23 protein-coding genes and 3 riboswitches are annotated in these 23551 nt (G+C 67.8%); of the genes, 15 read left to right on the plus strand and 8 right to left on the minus strand.

The features are described 5' to 3' along the window. Nucleotides 1–130 precede the first annotated feature (130 nt). Both gcvT and gcvP read right to left on the minus strand, forming a co-directional pair. Nucleotides 131–1279, minus strand: a complete 1149-nt coding sequence (gcvT, locus tag QRM95_RS07635; protein ID WP_285247207.1) for a glycine cleavage system aminomethyltransferase GcvT — start codon at nucleotides 1277–1279, stop codon at nucleotides 131–133. A 5-nt stretch (nucleotides 1280–1284) separates the two neighbouring features. Beyond that, the gene (gcvP, locus tag QRM95_RS07640) at nucleotides 1285–4164 is read right to left on the minus strand and encodes an aminomethyl-transferring glycine dehydrogenase (RefSeq protein ID WP_285247208.1); all 2880 of its coding nucleotides are present in this window, start codon (nucleotides 4162–4164) and stop codon (nucleotides 1285–1287) included. A 158-nt stretch (nucleotides 4165–4322) separates the two neighbouring features. Further along, nucleotides 4323–4423: riboswitch (glycine riboswitch) on the minus strand. Between the two features lie 291 nt (nucleotides 4424–4714). Beyond that, a riboswitch (glycine riboswitch) is annotated at nucleotides 4715–4813 on the plus strand. Continuing rightward, nucleotides 4814–4909: riboswitch (glycine riboswitch) on the plus strand. It begins immediately after the preceding riboswitch. A gap of 49 nt (nucleotides 4910–4958) precedes the next feature. On the opposite strand from gcvP, the gene cycA reads away from it, so the two are divergent. From cycA to QRM95_RS07655, 3 genes are all read left to right on the plus strand, one after another. Next, nucleotides 4959–6485, plus strand: coding sequence for a D-serine/D-alanine/glycine transporter (cycA, locus tag QRM95_RS07645; protein WP_285247209.1), 1527 nt, complete (start codon nucleotides 4959–4961; stop codon nucleotides 6483–6485). A 78-nt stretch (nucleotides 6486–6563) separates the two neighbouring features. Next, the gene (locus tag QRM95_RS07650; RefSeq protein ID WP_285247467.1) at nucleotides 6564–7367 is read left to right on the plus strand and encodes a hypothetical protein; all 804 of its coding nucleotides are present in this window, start codon (nucleotides 6564–6566) and stop codon (nucleotides 7365–7367) included. Next, the gene (locus QRM95_RS07655) at nucleotides 7351–8100 is read left to right on the plus strand and encodes a LamB/YcsF family protein (RefSeq protein WP_285247210.1); all 750 of its coding nucleotides are present in this window, start codon (nucleotides 7351–7353) and stop codon (nucleotides 8098–8100) included. Before QRM95_RS07650 ends, QRM95_RS07655 begins: the two co-directional genes overlap by 17 nt. Before the next feature lie 173 nt (nucleotides 8101–8273). Here QRM95_RS07655 and QRM95_RS07660 read toward each other — a convergent pair whose 3' ends face one another. Together QRM95_RS07660 and QRM95_RS07665 are read right to left on the minus strand one after the other, a co-directional pair. Then, entirely contained in the window at nucleotides 8274–9905 is a 1632-nt protein-coding gene (locus QRM95_RS07660) for an HNH endonuclease signature motif containing protein (RefSeq protein ID WP_285247211.1), read from the minus strand. A 165-nt stretch (nucleotides 9906–10070) separates the two neighbouring features. After that, a complete protein-coding gene (locus tag QRM95_RS07665; protein WP_285247212.1) occupies nucleotides 10071–11432 on the minus strand; it encodes a DUF445 domain-containing protein in 1362 nt (453 codons plus the stop codon). 49 nt (nucleotides 11433–11481) lie between these two features. On the opposite strand from QRM95_RS07665, the gene QRM95_RS07670 reads away from it, so the two are divergent. The 7 genes from QRM95_RS07670 to QRM95_RS07700 all read left to right on the plus strand — a co-directional run bounded on the left by QRM95_RS07670 (nucleotide 11482) and on the right by QRM95_RS07700 (nucleotide 16257). Then, a complete protein-coding gene (locus QRM95_RS07670; protein ID WP_285247213.1) occupies nucleotides 11482–12381 on the plus strand; it encodes a glycerophosphodiester phosphodiesterase in 900 nt (299 codons plus the stop codon). A 7-nt stretch (nucleotides 12382–12388) separates the two neighbouring features. Then, nucleotides 12389–13726 (plus strand): CoA transferase, encoded by a 1338-nt coding sequence (locus QRM95_RS07675; RefSeq protein WP_285247214.1) that lies wholly within the window; start codon nucleotides 12389–12391, stop codon nucleotides 13724–13726. Nucleotides 13727–13846: 120 nt separating this feature from the next. Beyond that, nucleotides 13847–14371, plus strand: a complete 525-nt coding sequence (locus QRM95_RS07680) for a DoxX-related protein (RefSeq protein ID WP_502934945.1) — start codon at nucleotides 13847–13849, stop codon at nucleotides 14369–14371. After that, the gene (locus tag QRM95_RS07685) at nucleotides 14368–15156 is read left to right on the plus strand and encodes an AzlC family ABC transporter permease (protein WP_285247215.1); all 789 of its coding nucleotides are present in this window, start codon (nucleotides 14368–14370) and stop codon (nucleotides 15154–15156) included. The genes QRM95_RS07680 and QRM95_RS07685 overlap by 4 nt, the downstream gene beginning before the upstream one ends. Continuing rightward, on the plus strand, nucleotides 15153–15464 hold the full coding sequence (locus tag QRM95_RS07690) for an AzlD domain-containing protein (RefSeq protein ID WP_285247216.1): 312 nt from the start codon (nucleotides 15153–15155) through the stop codon (nucleotides 15462–15464). Before QRM95_RS07685 ends, QRM95_RS07690 begins: the two co-directional genes overlap by 4 nt. 106 nt (nucleotides 15465–15570) lie before the next feature. Continuing rightward, nucleotides 15571–15828 (plus strand): hypothetical protein, encoded by a 258-nt coding sequence (locus QRM95_RS07695; RefSeq protein ID WP_285247217.1) that lies wholly within the window; start codon nucleotides 15571–15573, stop codon nucleotides 15826–15828. A gap of 84 nt (nucleotides 15829–15912) precedes the next feature. After that, a complete protein-coding gene (locus tag QRM95_RS07700; protein ID WP_285247218.1) occupies nucleotides 15913–16257 on the plus strand; it encodes a hypothetical protein in 345 nt (114 codons plus the stop codon). A 78-nt stretch (nucleotides 16258–16335) separates the two neighbouring features. On the opposite strand, the gene QRM95_RS07705 is transcribed toward QRM95_RS07700, so the two are convergent. Both QRM95_RS07705 and QRM95_RS07710 read right to left on the minus strand, forming a co-directional pair. Beyond that, nucleotides 16336–16560 carry a hypothetical protein gene (locus tag QRM95_RS07705; protein ID WP_285247219.1) on the minus strand — a complete coding sequence of 75 codons (225 nt, stop codon included), beginning with the start codon at nucleotides 16558–16560 and terminating at the stop codon, nucleotides 16336–16338. 188 nt (nucleotides 16561–16748) lie between these two features. Beyond that, on the minus strand, nucleotides 16749–17366 hold the full coding sequence (locus QRM95_RS07710; protein ID WP_026264947.1) for a TetR/AcrR family transcriptional regulator: 618 nt from the start codon (nucleotides 17364–17366) through the stop codon (nucleotides 16749–16751). A 122-nt stretch (nucleotides 17367–17488) separates the two neighbouring features. Here QRM95_RS07710 and QRM95_RS07715 point away from each other — a divergent pair, with 122 nt between their 5' ends. From QRM95_RS07715 to QRM95_RS07735, 5 genes are read left to right on the plus strand one after another with little or no spacing between them, the layout of a single operon-like run. Then, complete coding sequence (locus QRM95_RS07715) at nucleotides 17489–17812, plus strand: thiamine-binding protein (RefSeq protein ID WP_285247220.1); 324 nt, start codon at nucleotides 17489–17491, stop codon at nucleotides 17810–17812. A 59-nt stretch (nucleotides 17813–17871) separates the two neighbouring features. Next, a complete protein-coding gene (locus QRM95_RS07720) occupies nucleotides 17872–18564 on the plus strand; it encodes an O-methyltransferase (RefSeq protein WP_285247221.1) in 693 nt (230 codons plus the stop codon). A gap of 41 nt (nucleotides 18565–18605) precedes the next feature. Then, nucleotides 18606–19706 (plus strand): acyl-CoA dehydrogenase family protein, encoded by a 1101-nt coding sequence (locus QRM95_RS07725; RefSeq protein WP_502934946.1) that lies wholly within the window; start codon nucleotides 18606–18608, stop codon nucleotides 19704–19706. Further along, nucleotides 19700–21082, plus strand: coding sequence for a bifunctional PIG-L family deacetylase/class I SAM-dependent methyltransferase (locus QRM95_RS07730; protein WP_285247223.1), 1383 nt, complete (start codon nucleotides 19700–19702; stop codon nucleotides 21080–21082). The genes QRM95_RS07725 and QRM95_RS07730 overlap by 7 nt, the downstream gene beginning before the upstream one ends. Nucleotides 21083–21126: 44 nt before the next feature. Further along, nucleotides 21127–21861, plus strand: a complete 735-nt coding sequence (locus tag QRM95_RS07735; protein WP_285247224.1) for a glycosyltransferase family 2 protein — start codon at nucleotides 21127–21129, stop codon at nucleotides 21859–21861. Nucleotides 21862–21880: 19 nt separating this feature from the next. Here QRM95_RS07735 and QRM95_RS07740 read toward each other — a convergent pair whose 3' ends face one another. After that, nucleotides 21881–22138 (minus strand): hypothetical protein, encoded by a 258-nt coding sequence (locus QRM95_RS07740; RefSeq protein ID WP_285247225.1) that lies wholly within the window; start codon nucleotides 22136–22138, stop codon nucleotides 21881–21883. Nucleotides 22139–22423: 285 nt separating this feature from the next. Beyond that, nucleotides 22424–23497 (minus strand): YihY/virulence factor BrkB family protein, encoded by a 1074-nt coding sequence (locus tag QRM95_RS07745; protein ID WP_285247226.1) that lies wholly within the window; start codon nucleotides 23495–23497, stop codon nucleotides 22424–22426. Nucleotides 23498–23551: the final 54 nt, after the last annotated feature.

The raw sequence follows: 23551 nt of genomic DNA on the forward strand, positions 1-23551 counted from the left end.
GCAAGAAGTGAGCGGGCGTTGGGTTGGTACCCGCAAGAAGTGAGCGGGCGTTGGGTTGGTACCCGCAAGAAGTGAGCGGGCGTTGGGCCCTGCGGGTGCGGACCCGCCGGGCCGAATCCAGCTCCCGAGGCTACTTCTGGCGTTTATAGAAGGGGAGGGGCACCACTTCGAAGCGCTCGGGCTTGCCGCGGAGGTCGATGTCAAGGACGGTGCCGGCTTCAGCGAATTCGACCTCGAGGTAGGCCATGGCGATGGGGTATCCGAGCGTGGGGGAGGGCTGGCCGGACGTTACTTCGCCCACCAGGGTGCCGTCCTTCAGGACGGGGTAGTGGGCGCGGGCGGCGCGGCGTCCGGCACCCTTGAGTCCCACCAGCTTCTGCCCGATGGTTGAACCGACTCCGGCGGCCTTGATGGCTGCCAAGGCGCCCTTGCCGACGAAGTCGCTTTCCTTGGCCAGCGACACTACGGGGCCCAGGCCGGCCGCGTAAGCGTTGACGTGGCGGGAGAGTTCGTTGCCGTAGAGCGGCATCCCGGCTTCGAGGCGGAGCGAGTCGCGGGCGGCGAGGCCGGCGGGGATGAGGCCGGAGCCTTCACCGGCGGCGAGCAGCGCTTCCCACAGGGCCGGAGCGTCCAGGTTGGGAACGTAGATCTCGAACCCGTCCTCGCCGGTGTAGCCGGTCCGGGCCACGAGCAGGTCCCGGACCGTACCGTTGACGTCGATGCCCACTTCCACGGCGGCGTAGTACTTGAGTTCGGTGAGCAGTGCATGCTTTTCGGCCGGGACCAGCGCCACGAGGATGTCCTCGGAGTTCGGTCCCTGTACGGCGATCAGCGAGGTGTCGGCGGAGGCGTCTTCCACAGTGACGTCGAAGGCGGCGGAGCGTGCCAGGAGTTCCCTGGCCACCACTGCGGCGTTGCCCGCGTTGGGCACCACCAGGTACCTGTCCACGCCCTCTTCGGGGGACGGCCGGCGGTAGGTGATGAGGTCGTCGATGATGCCGCCGTCTTCGTTGCAGATCAGCGAGTACTTGGCCTTGCCGACGGCGACCGCGGACAGTTTGCCGGCCAGGGCGTAGTCCAGGAAGGCGGCGGCGTCGGGGCCGGTGACCCAGACTTCGCCCATGTGGGAGAGGTCGAACAGCCCGGCGGCCTGGCGGACGGCGTGGTGCTCGGCCAGTTCGGAGCTGTACTTGAGCGGCATCTGCCAGCCGCCGAAGTCCGTGAACGAGGCGCCTGCCTTCTTGTGCTGCTCGAAAAGAGCGGTGTAGTTCTCGGTCATGGGAATCAGTCTTCCAATCCGGTGATTGAGCTTGTCGAAGTCTCGAACGCTTCGAGCGGCGGGCAGGAGCAGATGAGGTTGCGGTCGCCGGCGGCGCCGTCGATCCGGCCGACGGGCGGGAAGTATTTGTCCTGCTTGTGGTGGGCCGGGAACGCGGCCTGCTCGCGCGGGTAGGCGCGGTCCCAGTCGGAGGAGATGACGGCGGCGGCCGTGTGGGGGGCGTGGCGCAGGGGTGAGTCGGTGACGGCGAAGTCGCCGTTGGCTACCTGGTCGATTTCCTGGCGGATGGTGATCATGGCCTCGATGAAGCGGTCGATCTCGGCGAGGTCCTCGGACTCGGTGGGTTCCACCATGAGGGTGCCCGCGACGGGGAAGGACAGGGTGGGGGCGTGGAACCCGAAGTCGATCAGCCGTTTGGCCACGTCCTCGGCCGTGACCCCGGTCTTCGCGGTGAGTTCGCGCAGGTCCAGGATGCACTCGTGCGCCACCAGCCCGCCCTCACCTGTGTACAGGACCGGGAAGTACTCGTTCAGGCGGGACGCGACATAGTTCGCGGCCAGCAGCGCGGACTTGGTGGCCTCGGTCAGGCCCTGCCCGCCCATCAGCTTCACGTACGCCCACGAAATCGGCAGCACCCCGGCCGAACCGAACCGGGACGCCGAAATCGCCACCCCGTGGCCCTCTTCGTGGGCGGCCTTGTTCGCGTCCCCGGGCATGAACGGTGCCAGGTGGGCTTTCGCGGCAACGGGCCCGACGCCGGGTCCCCCGCCGCCGTGCGGGATGCAGAAGGTCTTGTGCAGGTTCAGGTGCGAGACGTCCCCGCCGAACCGGCCCGGCTGGGCCAGGCCCACCAGGGCGTTCAGGTTGGCCCCGTCAATGTAGACCTGGCCGCCCGCCTCATGGACAGCGTCGCAGACCTCGCGGACATCCCCGTCGAACACGCCGTGGGTGGAGGGGTAGGTGATCATGATGGCCGACAGGACATCCTTGTTCGCCTCGATCTTGGCCGACAGGTCCTCATGGTCGATCGTCCCGTCCGGGGCGGTGGCCACGACGACGACCTTCATCCCGGCCAGGACCGCGGAGGCGGCGTTGGTGCCGTGCGCCGAGGCCGGGATCAGGCAGACGGTGCGCTGCTGATCGCCCCGGGAGTGGTGGTAGCCGCGGATCGCCAGCAGCCCGGCGAGTTCGCCCTGGGAGCCGGCGTTGGGCTGGATGGACACCTGGTCATACCCGGTGATCTCGGCCAGGTCAGCCTCAAGCCCGGTGATCAGTTCGCGCCAGCCCTCCGTCTGGGAATCCGGGGCGAACGGGTGGATCGAGGCGAACTCCGGCCAGGAAATAGCTTCCATCTCGGCCGTCGCGTTCAGCTTCATGGTGCAGGAACCCAGCGGGATCATGGTCCGGTCCAGGGCCAGGTCCCGGTCAGAGAGCTTGCGGATGTAACGCAGCAGCTGGGTTTCAGACCGGTGCGTGTTGAACACCGGATGCTGCAGATAGGCCGAGGAACGCACGACGGCGTCGGGCAGTTCGAAACCCTGGGCGTCACCCACCGGGCCTGCGCCAAAGGCGACGGCGACGGCGGAAAGTGTTGCCGCCGTCGTCGTCTCATCAACGGAAACGCCCACGGTGTCCTGGTCAACGAAGCGCAGGTTGATGCCGCGCGCCTCGGCAGCGGTGACCACCTTGGCAGCCTTGCCCGGAACGCGCACCGTCAGGGTGTCGAAGAAGGAATCGCTGACCAGTTCGCGGCCCAGGGCCGTGAGGGCGGTGGCCAGGATCCTGGCCTTGTGGTGGACGGTCTCGGCGATCGCCTTCAGGCCGTCGGGGCCGTGGTAGACGGCGTAGAACGAGGACACGATGGCCAGCAGCGCCTGGGCCGTGCAGATGTTGGACGTGGCCTTCTCGCGGCGGATGTGCTGCTCCCGGGTCTGCAGCGCCAAGCGGTAGGCGGGAACACCGGCGTCGTCCTTTGACACCCCAACCAGGCGGCCGGGCAGGGAACGTTCCAGGCCCTTGCGGACAGCCATGTAGGCGGCGTGCGGGCCGCCGAAGAACAACGGCACGCCAAAACGCTGGGCCGAGCCGACGGCGATGTCCGCGCCCTGCTCGCCCGGAGGGGTGATCAGGGTCAGCGCCAGCAAATCGGCGGCCACGGTAACAAGAGCCCCGCGCTCCTTCGCTGCGGCGATCACGGCGGACTGGTCCCACACGCGGCCGGAGGCACCGGGCTGCTGCAGCACGACGCCATTGATGGCACCCTCCGGAAGGCCCTTGGACAGGTCCGCGACCTCCACCTCGAAGCCGAGCGCCTCGGCGCGGCCCTTGACAATGGCGATGGTCTGCGGGAGCACGTCGATGTCCAGGACGGTCCTGCCGTCCTTGGCCGCCGCGGACTTGTTGGCGCGGCGCATCAACAGCACGGCCTCCGCCACGGCGGTGGCCTCGTCCAGCAACGAGGCGTTGGCCATGGGGAGTGCAGTGAGGTCCTGCACCATGGTCTGGAAGTTCAGCAGCGCCTCCAGCCGGCCCTGCGAGATTTCCGGCTGGTACGGGGTGTAGGCGGTGTACCAGGCCGGGGATTCCAGGATGTTGCGGCGGATCACCGGCGGGGTCACGGTGTCGTAGTAGCCCTGCCCGATCATCTGGACGGCGGTCTTGTTCCGGCCGGCGATCCTGCGCAGCTCGGCCAGGACCTCCACCTCGCTGAGGGCGTCGGTCAGCTTGAGCGCAGTTTCCTGCCGGATGGACGCGGGGACGGCAACGTCAACCAGGCCGTCCACGCTGTCGTAGCCCACGGCCTTGAGCATGGTATCGACGTCGGCCTGGCGGCGCGCGCCGATATGGCGGTCCACGAAGGATGTTGGAAGCGACTGAATCGTCATGAGGAACTCCAGGTCTGGCCGGCCAGGTTGGCACGGCGTGGGATGGGTTCCTCCCCGCTCTGTATTGGACCTGAGAGATTCCGCGTTGCCTGCTGGTGGCAGGGGCCGCTTGCACCGTCGGTGAACCAGGCAGAAGCCCGATTGCTTTCCAGAGTCGCCTCGCCGTGACGGTACGTGGGCCTGAGAGATTCCTGGGGAGGATTTGCTCCTACGGCGCCTGCCCGGTGTTTCGCCGGGAGGACTCTCCCGTCACAGCTCGAAAGGCTTATTCAAATGTGGGTGATTCGGCTCACAAGGTACCGGGATGAACCCGTCCGTGGCAAATCGGCTGGTTTAGGTGAGGAGCGTGAGTGGGCGCGTGACTCCTCCGTTCCCCGCTTGTGTCGTGAGGGGTTTGACATTCGATCGTGACGGACACCACACTGAACCCGGGATTGGCGCCGCCGGTGGCTGGCTCAGCGTATCCGGAGCAGCCCACCAGTCGGCGCCCGTCCCGTTGCATGCCCGGCGGCGGCCCAAAAAGCCGCCGACCTCCAACTGAATACGCCTTCGACCTGCGGCGGGAGAGTCCTGCCGGGTACACCCAGCAGGCGCCGTAGGAGCAAACCCTCCCCAGGAAACTCTCAGGCCCACGTACCGCCGCGGACAGGCAACTCTGGAAAGCAGCCAGGCATGACCTTGGCTCACCGACGGTGCAAGCGGCTTTGGCTGCGGAAACTCTCAGGTCCACTACAGAGCGGGGAGGAACCAAATCTTTGCGGCCCCCAAAAGCCGCTTTATCGATGGAGTTCCTCATGGCGATTCATCCCCCCACGTCCAACAGCGAACCAGCCCGCGGCCAGGGCGCCGCCACGGCAGCCCGCAGCGAGCCTCCCCACCTGGAACGGCAACTCACCAACCGGCATATCCAGCTCATCGCCATTGGTGGCGCGATCGGCACAGGCCTGTTCATGGGTTCCGGGAAGACCATCTCCGCCGCCGGACCCTCCGTGATCTTCGTGTACATGATCATCGGCTTCATGCTTTTCTTCGTCATGCGGGCCATGGGCGAGCTGCTGCTGAGCAACCTGAACTACAAGTCCTTCAGTGATTTCGCCGCCGACCTCCTGGGTCCGTGGGCAGGCTTCTTCACCGGGTGGACATACTGGTTCTGCTGGGTGATCACCGGAATCGCGGACGTCGTCGCCATCGCAGGGTACTCAAAGGAACTTTGGCCGGCGCTGCCGCTTTGGATCCCGGGCCTGGCCACGGTGGGCATCCTGCTGCTGCTGAACCTCGCAACGGTCAAGGCCTTCGGCGAGACCGAGTTCTGGTTCGCCCTCATCAAGATCGTCGCCATAGCGGCCCTGATCATTGTGGGGCTCTTCATGATCTTCACCGGTTTCCAGAGCGACGCGGGCACCGCAAGCTTCACGAACCTGTGGAGCCACGGCGGGTTCTTCCCGAATGAGTTCATGGGCTTTGTGGCCGGATTCCAGATTGCAGTATTCGCCTTCGTGGGCATCGAACTGGTGGGCACCACCGCCGCCGAGGCCAAGAATCCCGAGCGCACGCTGCCCAGGGCCATCAACGCCATCCCCGTCCGCGTTCTGCTCTTCTATGTCGGTGCGCTGGTCATCCTGATGGCCGTCACCCCGTGGACCCAGTTCGCCGCCGGCCACAGCCCCTTCATCGGGATGTTTTCCTTGGCCGGTCTCGGCGCCGCGGCCACAGTGGTCAACCTGGTGGTCCTCACTTCGGCGATGTCCTCCGCGAACTCCGGCATCTACTCCACGTCCCGCATGGTCTTCGGCCTGGCCCAGGAAGGCGACGCGCCCGGTATCTTCAGCCGGCTCTCCTCGCGGAAGGTGCCCAGCAACGCGCTGTTCCTGTCGTGCGTCCTGCTGCTGTCCGGCGTCGTCCTCATGTATGCCGGCCAGGATGTGGGTATGGCTTTTGAAATGGTGACCACCGTGTCTGCGGTCTGCTTCGTCTTCGTCTGGTCGATCATCCTCGCCAGCTACATCTCCTTCCGCCGCCGCCGCCCGCACCTGCATGCGGCCTCGAAGTTCAAGATGCCCGGTGGCATCCCCGCCGTGTGGGTGGTGTACGCGTTCTTCGCCTTTGTCCTCTGGGCCCTGACCACCCAGCCCGATACGCTCGCTGCCCTGCTGGTGACCCCCATCTGGTTCGTCATCCTTGGCGTGGCGTGGGCCATTCTCCGGCGCCGTCCCGCGCACCTGGCCCGCTTCGAGGTCTTCCGGGCGGAGCTTCGGGCCGACGAGGCCGCCGGTCGCAGCGGCGAACGCGCGGACGCTGAAGAGCCGGGCCAAAAAGTGTAAGCATGCTTAGTGTTTATCCACTTAGGATGGGATGACACGGCAGCCACGCGCTGCAGGTCGATTTGAATGAAGGTGACCATGGCCCGGCGCAGCAACCCCGCACTTCGTATCGCACAGGAAACCGCCCATAACGCGTTGTTTGACGCCCAGGGCAAGCCCAAGCCCGGCGTCCACAACATGCTCCTGAAGGCCGTGCAGATTCAGCGGCCTTTGGTGGTGGGCTACATCCGGAGGCTCCAGAAAAAGCATCCGCGGGCCACGGCCGCGCAGTTGGCGGACATCGCAGAACGCGACTACCTCCGGGCTGTGGCCGGAGGAGGCGCCCTGGTGGGTGCCACCGCCGTCGTCCCCGGCGTTGGAACCGTAGCGTCGCTGGGACTTTCCGCGGCCGCCACCGTTGGCTTCCTCGAAGCCACAGCCCTTTATGCAACCTCGCTGGCTGAACTGCACGGCATCAGGCTGACCAACCCGGAGAAAGCCGGCACCATGGTCATGGCCATCATGCTCGGCGAAGAGGGCACCGCACTGCTGGGGACCCTCAGCGGACAGGCAGCCGGCAACAGCGCCGGCAATGCCTGGGGGAGCGTCCTGTCCAAGTCGATGGTGGTGCCGGGATTCGGGAGCGTCCGCAAGCGGATCCAATCGGCCTTCCTGAAGAACCTCCTGAAGCGGCAGGGCACGGCATTGTTTGGCCGCGCCCTGCCCTTCGGGATAGGCGCTGTTGTGGGTGGAGCCGGTAACCTCATGATGGGCCGCGCAGTGGCCAGGAACGCCCGCGAGGCTTTTGGGCCGATGCCGGACACCATTCCCGGCGAGCTGACCGCCGCTGCCGCGCCGGACAACCTGACGCTGGAAGGCAACACACTTGGATCTCAACGCTGACGTAGGGCAATCATTCGGCTCCTGGACCGCAGGAGGCGATCCGGCCATGTACCAGCTGGCCACCAGCGTAAACGTGGCGTGCGGCCTTCATGCCGGTGACCCCATCACCATGTTGGACAGCTGCAGGGCCGCCTACGAACTGGATGTCACCGTCGGGGCCCACCTCGGCTACCGCGATCTGGCAGGCTACGGCCGCCGCTCGCTGGACATGAGTTTTGATGAGCTCTTCGGTGACGTGCTGTACCAGCTGGGGGCGCTCGACGGCGTAGCGCATGCGGTGGGTGCCTCCGTTGACTACGTGAAGGCGCATGGAGCGCTGTACGACACCACTGTCCGCGACGCCGAGCAGGCCTCCGCCGTGGTGGCGGCCATCAACGCCTACGATCCCGGCCTGCCCCTTCTGGGCCTCCCCGGCTCGGAGCTACTGAAGCAGGCCAAGGAAGCGGGGCACCCGGTGTTCGTCGAGGCCTTCGCCGACCGTGCCTACCGCGCCGATGGCAGCCTGGTGCCGCTCTCCGAGGACAATGCCGTCCTGTACGACGTCGATGCGGTTGTGGAACGGGCCGTCCGCCTGGCCACGCGAGGCGAAGTGGCGGCCGCGGACGGAACTGTCATTGCGGTCCGGCCGGACTCCCTGTGCATTCACGGTGGGACACCTGAAGCCGTGGAGATGGCGGTCCGGATCAGGGCAGGACTTGAGGCAGCAGGCGTCGGGCTGGAGTCATTCGCCTAGGAGCCTGCAGCCGTAGGGCATGACGGCTCTGCTGCGCCAGCGGCACCGCAGCTGACCTGAAGCGGCACCAGTGCCGCTTCAGCTGACCGGCGTCACTCTGACCGAACAGAGGTCCCCCCAGCGTCGCATCCGCTGAACCGGGGTCGCCCCAGTGTCACTTCAGCTGACCGGCGTCACTCCGACAGGGCGAACGGCGTTTCGAAGAACTCTGCCCACAGAGGGTCTTCCGGTGACAGGTCGTTGAGGTCTATGAGGTTGGCGTCGTCTGGTTCCCATGGCGGGATGTCTTCAATGCCTGCCGGTTCACCCTGGAATTGGACGGGCATGGCATGAATTCGCGCCGGCAGAGTTCCTGGTGGCCAGTGGGTTGGTTGGGGGTCTGGGTGTTCGGGTTGGTAGTGGCGGCCGGTGGGTGAGGTCCAGCCGGGTGGTTCATTCCGTGTGGCCGGGTCGGGGGTCCAGGGCCGGGCGTGTTTGAGGCGGTGGTGTCGGGGGCAGAGTTGGGCCAGGTTCCGGGCGTCGGTGGTGCCGCCGTGGTGCCAGGGGGTGAGGTGGTCGGTGTCGTTGTCGGGGGTGTGGTTGGTGCAGCCGGGGAAGGTGCATGTGCGGTCCCGCAGCCGGATCCATTGTTTGATGGTTTCGGGGAGCCGGTAGCGGGTGCGGCCGATTTCCAGGGGTGCCCCGTCGCGCGGGTCGACCAGGACCCGGTAGAACGTTTCCGCCCCGCCGGCGACGAGCCTCCGTGCCATGGATGCCGGGATCGGCCCGAATCCGTCCAGCAGCGCGGGTTCCTCGGTGAGGCCGAGCAGCGAGAACACCGGGACCGTGACCAGGACATCGGCCCGGGGTGCGGGGACCTTGCCAATGTCAGTGGAAGCACATCCCGGACCTGCGTCATTACCGGCACCCTCAGCCGCGGCGGCGGGTTCGGTGTCAGCGTCCGCGGCCGCGGAGGAGGTGGTGGGCTGCAGCCCAGCGCCAAGGAGGAGGGACGCGGCGACGTCGGCGCGGAGCTGAGTGAGGGTGCGGGGCTCATCGGGGCGTTGGAGGCGGCGGGCGGTAGCGGTGCTCCGGTTCCAGATCGCGCACGCGGTGTCCCCGGGAAGGTAGAGCGAGAGCCAGGCCATCCCGTCGCGGTCCGGGGCGTAATCCATCCGCCGGTCCGCCACCCCCTTCACATGCCGTTTCTCCAAGGACTCAGGGTGGTGGCGTTCCCGCCAGGCCCGGACCTTCGCCCGGAACCGGGACGGGACAAGCTCACCGGGCGCGGCGCCCCGGGCCGGGTGGGGCGCGTCGGGGTCGAAGAAATGCGCCACCAGGCCGGCGGCAGAGTCGGGGGTGAGTCCTTCGGTTTCGTCGGCGACGATCCGGGCGTGCTGCCACGACACCCCACCCGCAGACAGGGTTTCGAACACCGGTGGCAGTGAACAGACCCGCCGGGACTGCTCCACCAGCGCCCCGGCGGCGGGGGAGCTGATGGTGAGGATCCCGGCGATCTCCTCCACCGCGGACATCTCCGCGTAGGTGCGCTCCTCCACCGGCGCGTCCGGCGGAAGCAGAGCATGCTGGATGTCAATGGCATCCGCCACGTCTTGGGCTTTCACCGCCGCCAGCTGCGCTTCCAACCTGGCCACAAGCTCCAGCCGTTCCAGATACAGCCCATACCGCCGCTGCAACACATCAACATCCGCGCCGGCATGAAGGTCAGAAGTCAGGTAACCGTCCGCCAGAACCAGCCCGCTGAGCGCAGCAACAGAGGCAGAAACACCCTCCATCACCACCGCCAAATCAGAACCGATTCCCATAAACAAATCATCCAACGAGGCACTGACATTAAGGTCTGCCGCCCAGTCCTTCCCTGGCAGCTGCCGGTGCCCCAACGTCTGGAGCAATCAAGGTGCCGTGAACGTGCCAGCCCCGTGCCGCCGTCGTACGCGCCAATGCCGCCCGGGACCTGCGGCGGCGGAAAATTACCCGAAGATGAGTTGCGCCACCGTGAAGATCGCCAGCCCCGCCAAGGACCCCACCACCGTGCCGTTGATGCGGATGAACTGCAGGTCCTTGCCCACCTGCAGTTCGATCTTCTGCGAGGTCTCCTCGGCATCCCAACGGGCCACCGTGTCCGTGATGACGCCGGCGATGTCCGAGCGGTAGGTCTTCACCAGGTAGGCCGCGGCGTCCCCGATCCAGGCGTTGACCTTCCCCGCCAGTTCGGGGTCGCCCACCAGCCTGGTCCCGAAGTCCCGCACGGCTGCCTTGAACTTGATGGTGAGTTCGCTGTCGGGATCGTCCACGGCACCGAGGAGGGCATTCTTGACGGTGCCCCACGTCCGGGACGCGAGTTCGCGCACCTCGGGATCACCCAGGACCTGGGCCTTGATGTCCTCGGCTCGGGCGATCATGGCCGGGTCGTGCTGAAGGTCCTGCGCGAGGTCGTTCAGGTACTTGTCGATCGACTGCCGCACCTGGTGGTTGGGGTCGGCCTGGACGGCCCGGACGAACTTCAGGATCTCGACATACACCTTGTCGCCCACCAGCCCGTCCACGAACTGCGGCACCCAGGTGGGGGAGCGGTCGGACACCAGGCGGCTGACCGTCTCGTGGTTGTCGTCCACCCAGTCCGCGGCGCGGTCCACCATCAGGTCCACCAGTGTGTGGTGGTGCCCGTCATGGAAGATCCGCTCGGCGAGCCTGCCCAGGGGAGGTCCCCACGGCGGGGTGAGCAGATGCTTTCGCACCATGCCCTCGATGACGGCCTGGACGTCGTCGTCATTCAAAACCTTGAAGGCGCCGCGGATCACGGCGGCGCCTTCCTTGGCCACCCGCTCCGCACCGCCCGGCGCGGCCAGCCACTGGCCGGCACGGCCGGCGATGTTGACGCTGGCCAGCTTGTCCTGGACCACCTGTTCGGACAGGAAATTCGTCTCGACGAACTCGCCCAGGGAGGCGCCGATCTGGTCTTTCCGGCGGGGAATGATCGCGGTGTGCGGAATCTTGATGCCCATGGGGTACTTGAACAGGGCCGTGACGGCGAACCAGTCGGCGAGTGCGCCCACCATGCCGCCCTCGGCCGCCGCGCGCACGTACTGCAGCCACGGGTAGTCCTTCTGGAGGGCAAACGCGAAGACGAAAATCACGGCCATGGCAATGAGCAGGCTCAGCGCCAGCAGCTTCATCTTCCGCAGCGCTGCCGCTTTTTCGGCGTCACCGGCCCCGGGATCACGGTCGACGACGGCGCCCGCCACCCGGGTGCCCTGAGGCACCTGCCGCGTCGCCTCCGCTGGTGCATCCTGCGCGGCGTGCCCGGTAGTTGCCTCAGAGTTCACCTGCATGTGCCAAGCCTAGCCCCGAAGGCGGAAGCCGGTCCGCTACCGTGTGAGCATGACAACTGACGAGTCTGTGCCGCAACGGCCGTTGGTCTACGCCCACCGGGGCTCCAGCGGCACCTACGCTGAACATACCCGCGCCGCCTACCTGCAGGCCCTGGCTGACGGGGCCGACGGGGTGGAGTGCGATGTCCACCTGACCCGGGACCAGCACGTGGTACTGCTCCACGACGCCAACCTGGACCGGACCTCTGACGGCACGGGGCCGGTGGCGGACCGGACCCTGCACGAACTGCGGCAGCTGGACTTTTCGTCCTGGAAGGGGGCGCGGATTCCCGAGGCCTACGGCGCCCGTTCCGAGCAGTTCCTGACCCTTCCGGAGCTCCTGGACATCCTTCGCGGCGCGGGGCGGCCCGTGGGCCTGGCCATCGAGCTCAAGCATCCAAGCCCTTACCAGCTCAAGCTGGAGGACCGGGTACTGGAAGTGCTCCGCAGCGAAGGCTGGGATCCGGAAAGCTCCACGCTGGACAACGTGGCCGTGACCTTCATGAGTTTCAGCTCCGATTCCGTCCGCCACCTCCTGGAATCCGTCCCGCCCCGGTACATTTGCCAGCTCGTGGACGATCTCACCGTCCACGAGATACGCGGCGGACTGGGCGTGGGTCCCATTACCGGCGGAGCGATCGCCAACCTGATGAAGGCCACCCAACTCGAGGGCGAACAAATCCTGGACGACTGCCTGGTGGGCATGGCGGGTCCGGGCATCGACTACGTCCGCGAACGCCGGGACACCGTCCGCCGCTGGCTGGACTCCGGCCGGCGCTTCAGGGTCTGGACGGTCGATGCTCCCGAGGATGTTGACCTGTGCCAGGACCTGGGCATCCAGGAGATCACCACCAATGTGCCGGCCCGGGTCCTGGGCCAGCTCCGCGTGGCGTCACCGCAGGCGAAGTAGGACGGCCGTGGCGGAGGGCGGCGTCGACGGATCCTTCCCGCGCAGGTGGTGGGCCGGTCCGCTGGACGTGGAGGGCCTGGCCCTGCACTCGGTGGGGGCAGCGGCGGACGCGCTGAACCGGTACACGGGTGACGCGGGCCGGTTCAGCACCACCGCTGCCATGACGGCGGCAGCCTTCGACTCCTTCGGACACTTGCGGATCGACGGGCGCCAGCCGCAGGGCTTCGCGCCGCTTTCCGGCTTCCGGCGCACCGCGGACGGCTGGATCCGGCTGCACGCCAACTACCCGCACCATGAGCAGCGGCTGCTGCAGGCGCTGGGGGCGTCCTCCGCCGATGCCGTGGAGCAGGCACTCCGCGGCATGCCGTCCCTGCAGGCCGAAGCTGCCATCCAAGGCAACGGCGGGATCGCGGCGGCCGTCAGGACCCGCAGCGAATGGCTGGCGACGGAGATGGGCCGGGCCGCCGGCAAGGGACCCTGGGCCGCGGTGGAGTTTGCCGATGGGCGGACGGCGGGCCTGGGCCTGGGCCTGGGTGACTTCGCGGCAACAACGCCGGGTCGCGGGCACATTGTGGGCCCGCCCCTGGATGGCGTCCGCGTCCTGGACCTGACCCGGGTCATCGCAGGGCCCGTCGCCACCCGCTTGCTGGCCGCGCTCGGAGCGGATGTCCTCCGGCTCGACCCGCCGGCTTTCCCTGAGATCGCGGACCAGTTCGTGGACACGGCGTTCGGCAAGCGCAGCGCGGAAGCCGATCTTGGCCTCCCGGCGAACCAGCACAGCCTGTGGCAGCTCCTGGCCGGTGCGGATGTAGTGGTTACCGGCTACCGGCACGCCGCCCTGGACCGTTTTGGGCTCAACCCCCGTGAACTGCTGGCGGCACACCCGGACCTGGTGGTGGTTACCCTCAACAGCTGGGGCACGACCGGGCCCTGGAGCGGCCTGCGCGGCTTCGACAGCATTGTCCAGGCCGCCTGCGGGATTGCCCACGCGTACGGGAAGAACGACGACGACGGGTGGCGCCCGGGTGCCCTTCCGGTCCAGGCGCTGGACCACGCCACAGGGTACGGCGTGGCGGCGGCAGTGATCCACCTGCTGGACAGCCGCAGGCAGGCGGGGGCGGGCGCCGCCGCGCACCTGTCACTGGCCCGGACGGCGGAGGAGCTGTTTGCGTTGCCGGACACCGAGGCAGGCCGAGGGGAGCTGGCAGCACCGGAGTACCGCACCATGGACAGCCCCTACGGCGTGCTCCGCTACGTTGGGCCGCCGCTGATTTCCGGCGGGCGGCCCCTGGACTATCTGTCTCCGCCCCCGGCCTACGGCACCGCCACGCTCACCTGGGCCTGACGGAAACGGGCAGCGCCGCCTCTTTCCGCCCCGCCACCTCTTTCTGCCCGGCCGGGCACCGCCGCTGCCGGGGCCCGGCCGGGTTTCGAGCGCCCGCTCCCGCTGTGGTTGAGTGGTTCCATGTCTTTTCCCCGGTCCGGCCCCGCTGTCCAGGGCCTGCCCTTGCACGTCCTGCCGTTGCACGGCCTTCCACTCCAAGGCTTGTCCGCCGCGGCCATGGGTGCCCTCCTGCTGGCCAGCGCCGGCAAGCATTTCCGGGACCCTGGTTTCTTCCGTGACGTTGTTCCGGAATACCTCTGCCGAGTGGACCCGCAACCCGGCCTGCCCAGGGTGCCCCAGCACCCGCTGGCGCTCCTTTCCCGGGACGAATGGATCGCGGTGAGCGGGCTGCTGGAACTGGCTGCCGCCGTCGGCATCCTCCTCCCGCCCACCCGGACGCTGACTGCCACCGCCCTCACCGGGATGTTCACCGCATTCCTGGCAGGGCACGTCGACGCCCTGGTGCGGGCGTACGGTCCGGAGGGTTCGCGCCGCCGCCGGAAGATCCACTCCCTGCGGCTCCCGCTGCAGGCGCCACTGATCCTGTGGGCCTGGAGCCTGCGAAAACCGGCTTCGCCAGGGTGCCCGCCGGGACGCCGGCCGTGAAACTGACGGGCTCGCCGGCGGTGAAGGTGGGAATCTCCATCAGCATCGCCACCGGCCTGTATGGAATCTCCTTCGGGGCGTTGTCAGTCACGTCCGGCCTCAACCTGTGGCAGACCATGGCGCTGAGCCTGCTCCTGTTCAGCGGCGGCTCGCAGTTCGCGTTCATCGGTGTTGTGGCCGGAGGAGGCTCGGGTATCGCGGCCATGAGCGCCGCCACCTTGTTGGGCATGCGCAACGGCATCTACGGCATGCAGTTGAACGCGCTGCTGAGGCCCAGCGGCTGGCGCAAGTACGTGGGGGCGCAGCTGACCATCGACGAGTCCACCGCCACCAGCACCGGGCGGACGGATCCGGCCGAGCAGCGCCGCGGATTCTGGACCGCCGGGATTGGCATTTATGTGCTGTGGAACGTCTTCACGCTCGTCGGTGCGCTGGCCGGGAGCGGACTGGGCGATCCCAAACAGTGGGGACTCGATGGCGCCGCCGTGGCAGCGTTCCTCGGACTGCTCTGGCCGCGGCTCAAAGGCCGGGAGCCCGTTGCGATTGCGGTGGCCTGCGCCGTGGCCACCGTGATTGCGGTGCCGTTCGTGCCGCCAGGGGTCCCTATCCTGGTGGCAGCTGTGGTGGCGGCGCTGGCGGGATGGCTGAGCCACGGCCGGCGTGACGAAGGACTGGAACCGGACATCGAGCCATACGGGCACCCCGCCGGCCGCCATGCGCGCGGGAGTGCACCGAATGCGGGTGCGGAGCGCGGCGACACCACAGGCCCGGCGGCCGCCCCATGAGCCTGTGGATCTGGCTGCTGATCGCGTGCGTCCTTGCCTACGCGTGGAAACTCGTGGGGTATTTCGTTCCTGCCAAACTGCTGGCGGACCCGCGTGCCTCGCGTATTGCCGGCACCATGACCATCGGGCTGCTCGCCTCGTTGACCGTGGTCAACGCCGCGGCGTCCGGGCAGGCGCTGGCCGCTGACGCGCGGCTGGGTGCGCTGGCTGCGGCTGCGGTGGCCCTGGCGTTCCGGGCGCCTTTCCTGGTGGTGGTCATTGCCGGGGCAGGAACTGCGGCGCTGCTGAGGTTGCTGGGCTGGAACTGACCACTACCACCACGGAGTGATATAGATCACGCCCTGCGCGGTTTGCCGGTTGTACTATGAAATCGGCTTATGCAGCTGGCCACGGCATTCGCGATGGACGGCACCCATGGAAAACAAGCTGCAGTTGGCAAGGGACTTGGCGGGCGGTCCCCGGCACAAAAGTGCTCGACGCCGGGCGGGGCTTCCCGCCAAGCGTTTCTTCAAGCGCTTTGCAGGCCTGTCGGACGTGCCGCCGGAGGACTTGGAGATTCTGTCGCAGCGGCTCCAGGCGGCACTCGACCTGGACCCGTCGTCGTCCGTTCCTGCCCTGCAAGACCTGGTGCGCCGGGAGGTCCGCAAGCGTGCTGAGGGCGGCAGGGCCTAACGCCCCCAGTATTCCGGGTGCCGCGTATGGTGCACTGGAACAGAGGCGGCCCTCATGGGCGCTGCCACCAAAGGAGGAATCGAAATGGACGAACAGTCACGGCCCGCCGGGCCGGAAGACGGCCAGGGCACCGAGGACGCCGGGAAGAACAGGCCGGACGATTACTCCGCCGGGAGTTCGGCAGCGGAGCAGCCTGCGAAGCAGCGATCCGCCTATCTCGATCCCCGCGGCTCGGAAGGAACCCGGGAATTGCGGGACACCGCCAGGCGGCGCCGGGATGCGGAAGAAAAGCTGCAGCAGCACCTGATGGAAGCGAAAGAACACGTTCCCAACGAGTTCCACGAACACCACCCGCATGCCCACCACGCCGAGCCGGCCCGGCCCGAGGGCAAAGGCGAAGCCGAAGAAAAGGCCCCGGAAGAATCCTGACTGCCGTGCCCGGCGTCGAGCAGGGGCAGGGTGTCATTCCGTGCTGTCCGGAATGAGCCCCGGGCGGGAACTCCCTGGCTAAGCCAGTCTTTGGCTGGCCCCATCGGGCGACGCGGCCCTGCGGCAGCTTTCCTCGACGGCCATCTCGTACCACGCCTCGGCGCCGAACTCAGGCTCGGGAGTGTCAAGGTTCTGGTAGAGGGCATCCAGCAGGTCCGCGAGTTCCGCGGGCTCCAGGGCCGGGAGGACTTCCTCGGGACCGCGCGGATCCGTGAGATAGCGGACAAGGTGTGAACTGTTCATTACAGTGCTGCCATTGCGCGGCGGAAGGGCGCAAAATTGCTCATGGGTCGCCTCCAGCTGAAATTCCGTGGCTGGCTGCTTAACCTCTCCAGATTCTATGGCACTGGACAAGGCCCCACAATGACCCCGCACCGAAGTGGAGCCCGCACGGCGGACCCGCGGTGGATGGCCAGTGGGCCGGAGCCGGTTCAGGCCGTGGGGGCCGGGACAGGCACGTGCGCGGGAAGCGGGCGCGCCGGACGGTCCGCGCGGATGGCATCCTCCACCAGCGCCAAGGGCCGCCGCCACGCGTCGGAGCCGGGCTCCATGGTGTCCACCACGCCGATCAGCATGGCCAACAGCCGGAACATGTCGGTCATGGAAATGTCGGCACGCAGTGTGCCCTGTCCTTGTCCTCGGACCAGCAGCACGCTGATGGACTCCATGAGCGATCCGGTGATCCCGGTGAGGAGTTCCCGCCGCCCGGCGACGGCGCACAGCAGGTTGGCGTCGGCGCTGGCGGCCGCCATCAGTGCTTCAAGTACGCGCAGCAGTCCGGCTGTGGCATCGATATCGGCAAGGGCGCCGTCCATGACGGGGTCCACGGTAAGGCGGAGTTGCCGGTTGAGGGCAGCGAGGACCAGTTCTTCCTTGTCCGCGAAGTTCCGGAACAGGGTCGCCGGGCCCACCCCGGCAGTTGTTGCGATGGTTTGGAGCGGCACTTCGGGGCCGAATTCCCGGAAACACTGGCGCGCCGCCGTGATGATCTTGTCCACGTTCCGCGCTGCGTCCGCACGGAGGGGCTTTCGGGCGACTGCGAGGCTCATGGCCAAAAGGTTAGCAACGGAGGCTCCGGCCGGCATGGTTACCGCAGGGTAGGCGCTTATGTGACGGCGGCTGCCGGTGGTCCGGCCTGCGGCGCGCAGGATCCGCGTGGGACACTGGGGGCATGTTGCTTGCATTTTCCGTGGCTCCCTCAGGTGTTCCCAGCGACGGCGCCAGGCCCGACGACGCATCAGTGCACGACGCCGTTGCCGCCGCGGTAAAGATCGTCCGGGAATCGGGGCTGCCCAACCGGACGGATTCGATGTTCACCACCATCGAGGGCGAATGGGACGAGGTGTTCGACGTCGTCAGGCGTGCCACCGAGGCCGTGGGACGTTACGGCAGCCGGGTGTCGCTGGTGATCAAGGCTGATATCCGGCCCGGTTACTCGGGCGAACTTACAGCGAAAGTGGACCGACTGGAAGGCGCGCTGGCCCAGGAATCCTGAGCCGGCGGGAGGGTCGGACGCATCTGGACCCCCACGGCGCCCCGTGCCAAACTGTGCCCATGTTCGAGCACAAGCCCCGGCCGGAGTGGATAGCCACCGAAGAGTTCCTGTCCCGAACCGTGGTGCATCCGGACGCGGCCCTCCAGCAGGCCATCCGGGCGGCGGCGGACGCCGGGATGCCCGCCATCGAGGTGGCACCGAACGCGGGGAAGCTGCTGAAGCTGCTGGTCCAGGTGTCAGGGGCCCGCCGCATCCTGGAAATCGGGACGCTGGCCGGCTACAGCACCATCTGGCTGGGCCGGGGCCTTCCGCCCAGTGGCACGCTGGTCACGTGCGAATACCTGCCCCAGCACGCCGAAGTGGCGTGGGCGAACATTGACGCCGCCGGCCTGGGGGAGAAAGTGGAGATCCGGCTCGGGCCGGCGCTCGACACCCTTGCAGCCCTCGAGGAAGAAGACCGGGAACCGTTCGACTTCATCTTCATTGACGCCGACAAGCAGAACAACAGCCACTACCTTGAGTGGGCCGTCAGGCTGGGCAAGCCGGGTGCAACCGTGGTGCTGGACAACACCATCTGGGAGGGGGCAGTCCTGGACCCGGGCATGGATCCGGTCAATGCGCCCGGAATCATTGACGCCCTCACGCTCCTGGGCAACCACCCGCGCCTGGACGCCACCGTGATCCAGACCGTGGGCACCAAAGGCTGGGACGGATTCGCCCTGGCCCGCATCCTCCCGCCAAATAGTAAGTAAGCTGTGTAGATGCGTCCGGGGGCCGGACGCCTACAGCGACGATGGAGGAACGTTTGCCAGCGGAAACCACTCCTGTCCTCCTTGACTCCACTGCCGCCGGCAGCTCCCCGTGGAGCTCAATCCTCCGCGAAGTTCCGGACGCTGCAGGCGACGTCACTGCCCTGCTGGCCCTGGCCGTGGAAGCGGGCGAAACCTGGCCCCGTCCCGGTGCAGGCCGGACGCCGCTCTTGTGGGAGCTCTTGGCGTCCGTCGCCGCCATCGACGTGGCGGCAGCCCGGGTATTTGAGCCGCATTTGGACGCCATCGCCATTCTTTCCCAGGCCGCCGGCACCGGTACCGCTGACCAGCCGGCCGCGGCCGGGGACGGCGTCGGAGCGTCATGGGGCGTCTTCGCGGCGGAGGCCCCCGGCGTCAGCCTGCAGGCCAGGCGCGACGGCGGCGCGGTGGTCCTGGAGGGAGCCAAACCGTGGTGTTCCTTGGCTGCAAGCCTGGACCGTGCCGTCATCACCGCCCACACGGACGACGGTGGCAGGGCGGCTTTCGCCGTCGACCTCCACCACGCCGGGGTCCGGTGCGAAGAGCCCGCCTGGGTGGCGCGCGGCCTCCGGGAAATCCCCAGCGGCACCGTGCATTTCGACCAGGTTCCGGCAGTGGCCCTGGGCGGAACCGGTTGGTATCACAGCCGCCCCGGCTTCGCGTGGGGAGGCATGGGCGTGGCCGCCTGCTGGCTGGGCGGTGCGGTGGGCGTGGCCCGCGATTTCCGAGCCGGCCTGCTCGCCGGCGCCGACGCCGGGAGGGAACCGGACCAAGTGGCGCTCGCCGCCCTCGGCGAGGTGGACCGCACCCTCACTGCCGCCATGCAATACCTTGCCCGCACCGCGGCACGCATCGACGACGGCAGCCTGGGCGCCGCCGGCCAAAGTACCTGGAGCGGAGCCCAGCGTGTCCGCGGAACCGTCGCGGCCGCCGTCGAACGCGTCCTGCACCTGGTGCTTTCCAACCGGGGCCCCGCCCCACTTGCCTTCGACGAACGCTATGCCAAACGGACGGCGGACCTGGGACTGTACGTGCGCCAGCATCACGGGTCACGGGACGACGCCCAGCTGGGCCGCCTCACGCTGAAGGGTGACTGCCCGTGGTGACCTTCTCGCACGCGGACCAAGGCACCGCCGAAGCAGCCTGGGCCGGAAGCGAACTGGCGGTCGCGCCGGAACTGCCGCTCGGCCCCGCTGAACTCGCTGCGCTGCGCTTCGTGGTCCTGGCCGCCCATCCTGACGACGAGACCCTCGGCGCGGGGGGACTCATGGCGCGGCTGGCCGCGCTGGGCGCGCAAGTGGAAGTCCTCCTGTGCACGGCGGGGGAGGGATCCCACCCGGATTCGCCCACCACATCACCCGAGGAGTTGGCGCAGGCCCGGTTGGCGGAATTCGCCGCGGCACTGGCCGTCCTGGGACTGCAGGACCGGTGGCGCTTCCTCGGTTTTCCGGACCGCGGCCTCGGCTCCCACGCGGACGCCATCGCCGCCGCCGTCAGGGATGCAGCGGCACGGCTGCCCGGGCGGCCCGACCAGCTGGTCCTGGTTGCGCCCTACCGTTCCGACGGCCACTCCGACCACGACGCCCTCGGTGCCGTGGCGGCGGAAACCGCCAGGAAGGATGGCCACGCACTGCTGGAGTACCCCATCTGGTACTGGCACTGGGCCACGCCCGGGGACCAGCACTGGCGGTCATGGGTCCGGTTCCCGCTGGACGGCGCGTCCGGCGCGGCCAAGGAACGTGCCATGGCCGCCCACGCCACCCAAGTCATGCCGCTGTCCCCGGCCCCGGGGGACGAAACCCTGCTGAGCCCCGAGTTCCTGGGCCATTTCGCCCGCAACTACGAAGTGTTTGCCTGGACACGGCCCAGGGACGCGTCTGGCCCGGGGCACTCCAGCCAGGATGCCGAGGAGGTTTTCGACGCCGTCCACAACGGCTCCGCCGACCCCTGGAATTACGCCTCGAACTGGTATGAGCGGCGCAAGCGGGCGATCACCCTCGCGGCCCTCCCGGATGAGACCTATGAGCGCGGCCTGGAAGTGGGCTGCTCCATCGGTACCCTCACGGAGGACCTCGCGGGCCGCTGCCGCAGCCTGCTGGCCGTTGATGCCAGTGGGACCGCGGTTCGCCGAGCCACGCAACGGCTTGACGGCAACCACGGGGTCCGCGTCGAGCAGCACGTGGTGCCCGGCTCCTGGCCCGGCGGAACATTCGACCTGCTGGTGGTGTCCGAGGTCGGCTACTACCTGGCCCCCGGCGAGCTCGCTGACCTGTGGGACCGGGTGGAGGCCGCACTGGAACCGGGCGGGGTCCTGGTCCTGTGCCACTGGCGGCACCCGATCGACGGCTGGCAGCTCGACGGCGACACCGTCCACGCGCTCGCCCGCCAACGGTTGCGCTGGCCAACCACGGGGCTGTACCGGGAGCGCGACTTCGTCCTGGAGGTCCTGGTGAGCCCGGCCAGCGGGACGGGCGTGGCATGACGCTGGCGGCTCCGGGGGGTCCAGCCGCAGGGTGTCGGGACGGTATGGCGGCAACGCGGATCGACAAGGTGGCCGTGGTGATCCCGGCGCATAACGAGGAACAAGTCCTGGAGCGGGCGCTCACTTCAGCCGGAGCCGCTGCGGACCGGCTGGCCGTGGACAGTCCCGGAACTGAGGCGGAGGTTGTTATTGTCCTGGACGCCTGCACGGACCGGTCGCTGGACGTGGCCGCAGCCTTCGCAGCCCATGACCTCCGCTTCCGCGTGCTGTCCGTCGGGTTCCACAGTGTGGGGAAGAGCCGCCGGGCAGGGTGCGGGGCGGTTCTGGAAAGCCTGGGCGGGGCCGGCGCGGTGGGTATTCAGGCGCGTGGCCTGTGGTTGGCCAACACCGACGCCGATTCGCAGGTACCGGAAGATTGGCTGGTGCGGCAGCTGGAACTGGCAGCAGGCGGAGCCGACCTTGTCCTGGGCTCCGTGGAGCCCGATGCCCACGGGACGCACCACGAGCTGCTGGCCCGCTGGCATTCCCGGCATGCCTTGGCCGAGGACCACCCGCACGTCCATGGGGCCAACCTGGGTGTCCGTGCCTCGGCCTATCTCGCGGCCGGGGGCTTCCCTGGTATTGACCGCGACGAAGACAGGATCCTGGTGGAGCGGCTTCGCGCGGGCGGGGCAGCCGTCGTTTCCACTGACACCACGCGCGTCCTTACCTCGGGGCGGACCAGCGGCCGCGCGCCCGGCGGGTTCGCCGCTTACCTCCTGGCGCTGGCGCAACCCTGAGGGCGCGGGCGCCTGTCGGTCACACGAGGTCCGGGGCGCTGGCCACGATGTAGTCCGCCGCCGCCGGTCCGGTCATGGAAAGGTTGTTGCTGTCGGGATCGATGCCGGCCTGCTGCAACGCCTCCCACAGGGCGGCCGGGGTGTGGGGCTCGGCCTTATTCAGGAGGCACCAGCTGGTGTAAAGGCCATAGAGCTCGTCCCGTCCGAGGCCCAGTCCGGGCTCCCTGTCCGGGACAACTGCCTCGGCTAGGAACTGGTCAAAATGTGTAGCAGTCATGTTCGCTCATTTGGTTGGAGCTTGTATCCGCCGTCTGCTTCAGCGGCCACGCCGGTTCCCAAAAGGCCCCGGCAAGGTATTCACGAAACTATTGCAGGAGGCGCGGCTTGTCCAGTCACGCCGAAAGGGGGCAGGCCCCTGGGGGGCCGACGGCGACTGGGGGGACTGGCCTCGGTCTCAGAAGAGGCCATCTCACCGCCGGCCCCGCTTCACCCCGGACCCCACAGCCCGGGAAACTTCGACAGGACCTTCACCATGAATTTTCCTCTATCTGGAAGGTCCTGCCTAGTCCCTCCCCGCCTGGCCGTGCTTCTCCCGGAGTTCCCGGCCGTGCTTGATGTCTTCCTCGATCTGCTGCTGCAGTTTTTCGCTCTTTTTGGTGTCCCGGGGCGGCAACTGAATGGTTTCTTCGGCCTTGATGCCGGCCTGGAGTTCGCGGCCGCGCTCCACCTCGGCGTCGAATTCGGCTCCGAACAACAAGGACATGTTCAGGATCCACAGCCAGAGCAGCGCGACGATGACACCGCCAATGGCGCCGTAGGTCTTGTTGTAGCTGTTGGAGTACGCCACGTAGAAGCCGAAGGCCAGCGAAGCCAGCAGGAACACCACCAGGGCGATGGCCGAACCCATGCTCATCCACCGGAATTTCGGCTGTTTCACGTTTGGTGTGGCGTAGTAGAGGATGGCGATCGCCACGGTGATCAGCACCAGCATGACCGGCCACTTGGCGATGTTCCACACCGTCAGGAAGGCGCCTCCAAGCCCGATCAGGTTCCCGACGGATTCTGCCACAGGGCCGCTCAGCACGAGCATCGCCGCGATGACGACGACGATCAGCAGGTTGACGACGGTGACTCCGAGCATGGTGCCCCGCAGCTTCACGAAGGCGCGGCCCTCGTCGACTTCGTAGACACGGTTCATGGCCCTGCCGAAGGCCCTGACGTAGCCGGACGCGGACCAGAGTGCCGTCAGGAGTCCCAAGACAAGGGTGAAGCCGGCGGCCGAGGAACTCGCGAGGTCCTGGACCACCGGCCGGATCGTCTCTACGGTCTGCCCGGGGGCGAAACCTTGGACGATGTCCAGCAGGGCGGAGGTGGTCTTTTGCGGGTCGCCGAAGATTCCCAGGAGGGATACCAGCGCCAGCAGCGCCGGAAAGATCGAAAGTACGGAGTAGTAGGTCAGGGCCGCTGCCAGGTCCGGGCACTGGTCTTTGCTGAATTCCCGCAACGTCTTCCTGGCGATGTACTTCCAGGAGGGCTTCTCCAGGTCCCGGGGGCTCCCGGGTTTTCGCGAATCGTTCGGATCGGGGGCCTGGCCCGCCTTCGCGGTACTGGTCTCGGACGTGTTGTGAGTGGCCATTGGGGGAGTCCTCTCGATCTCGGGGCCAAGAGGACAGGCCGACCCCGCGGGTGG

It is taken from the genome of Pseudarthrobacter sp. efr-133-R2A-89 (assembly GCF_030209315.1).
Classification (GTDB): Bacteria; Actinomycetota; Actinomycetes; order Actinomycetales; family Micrococcaceae; genus Arthrobacter.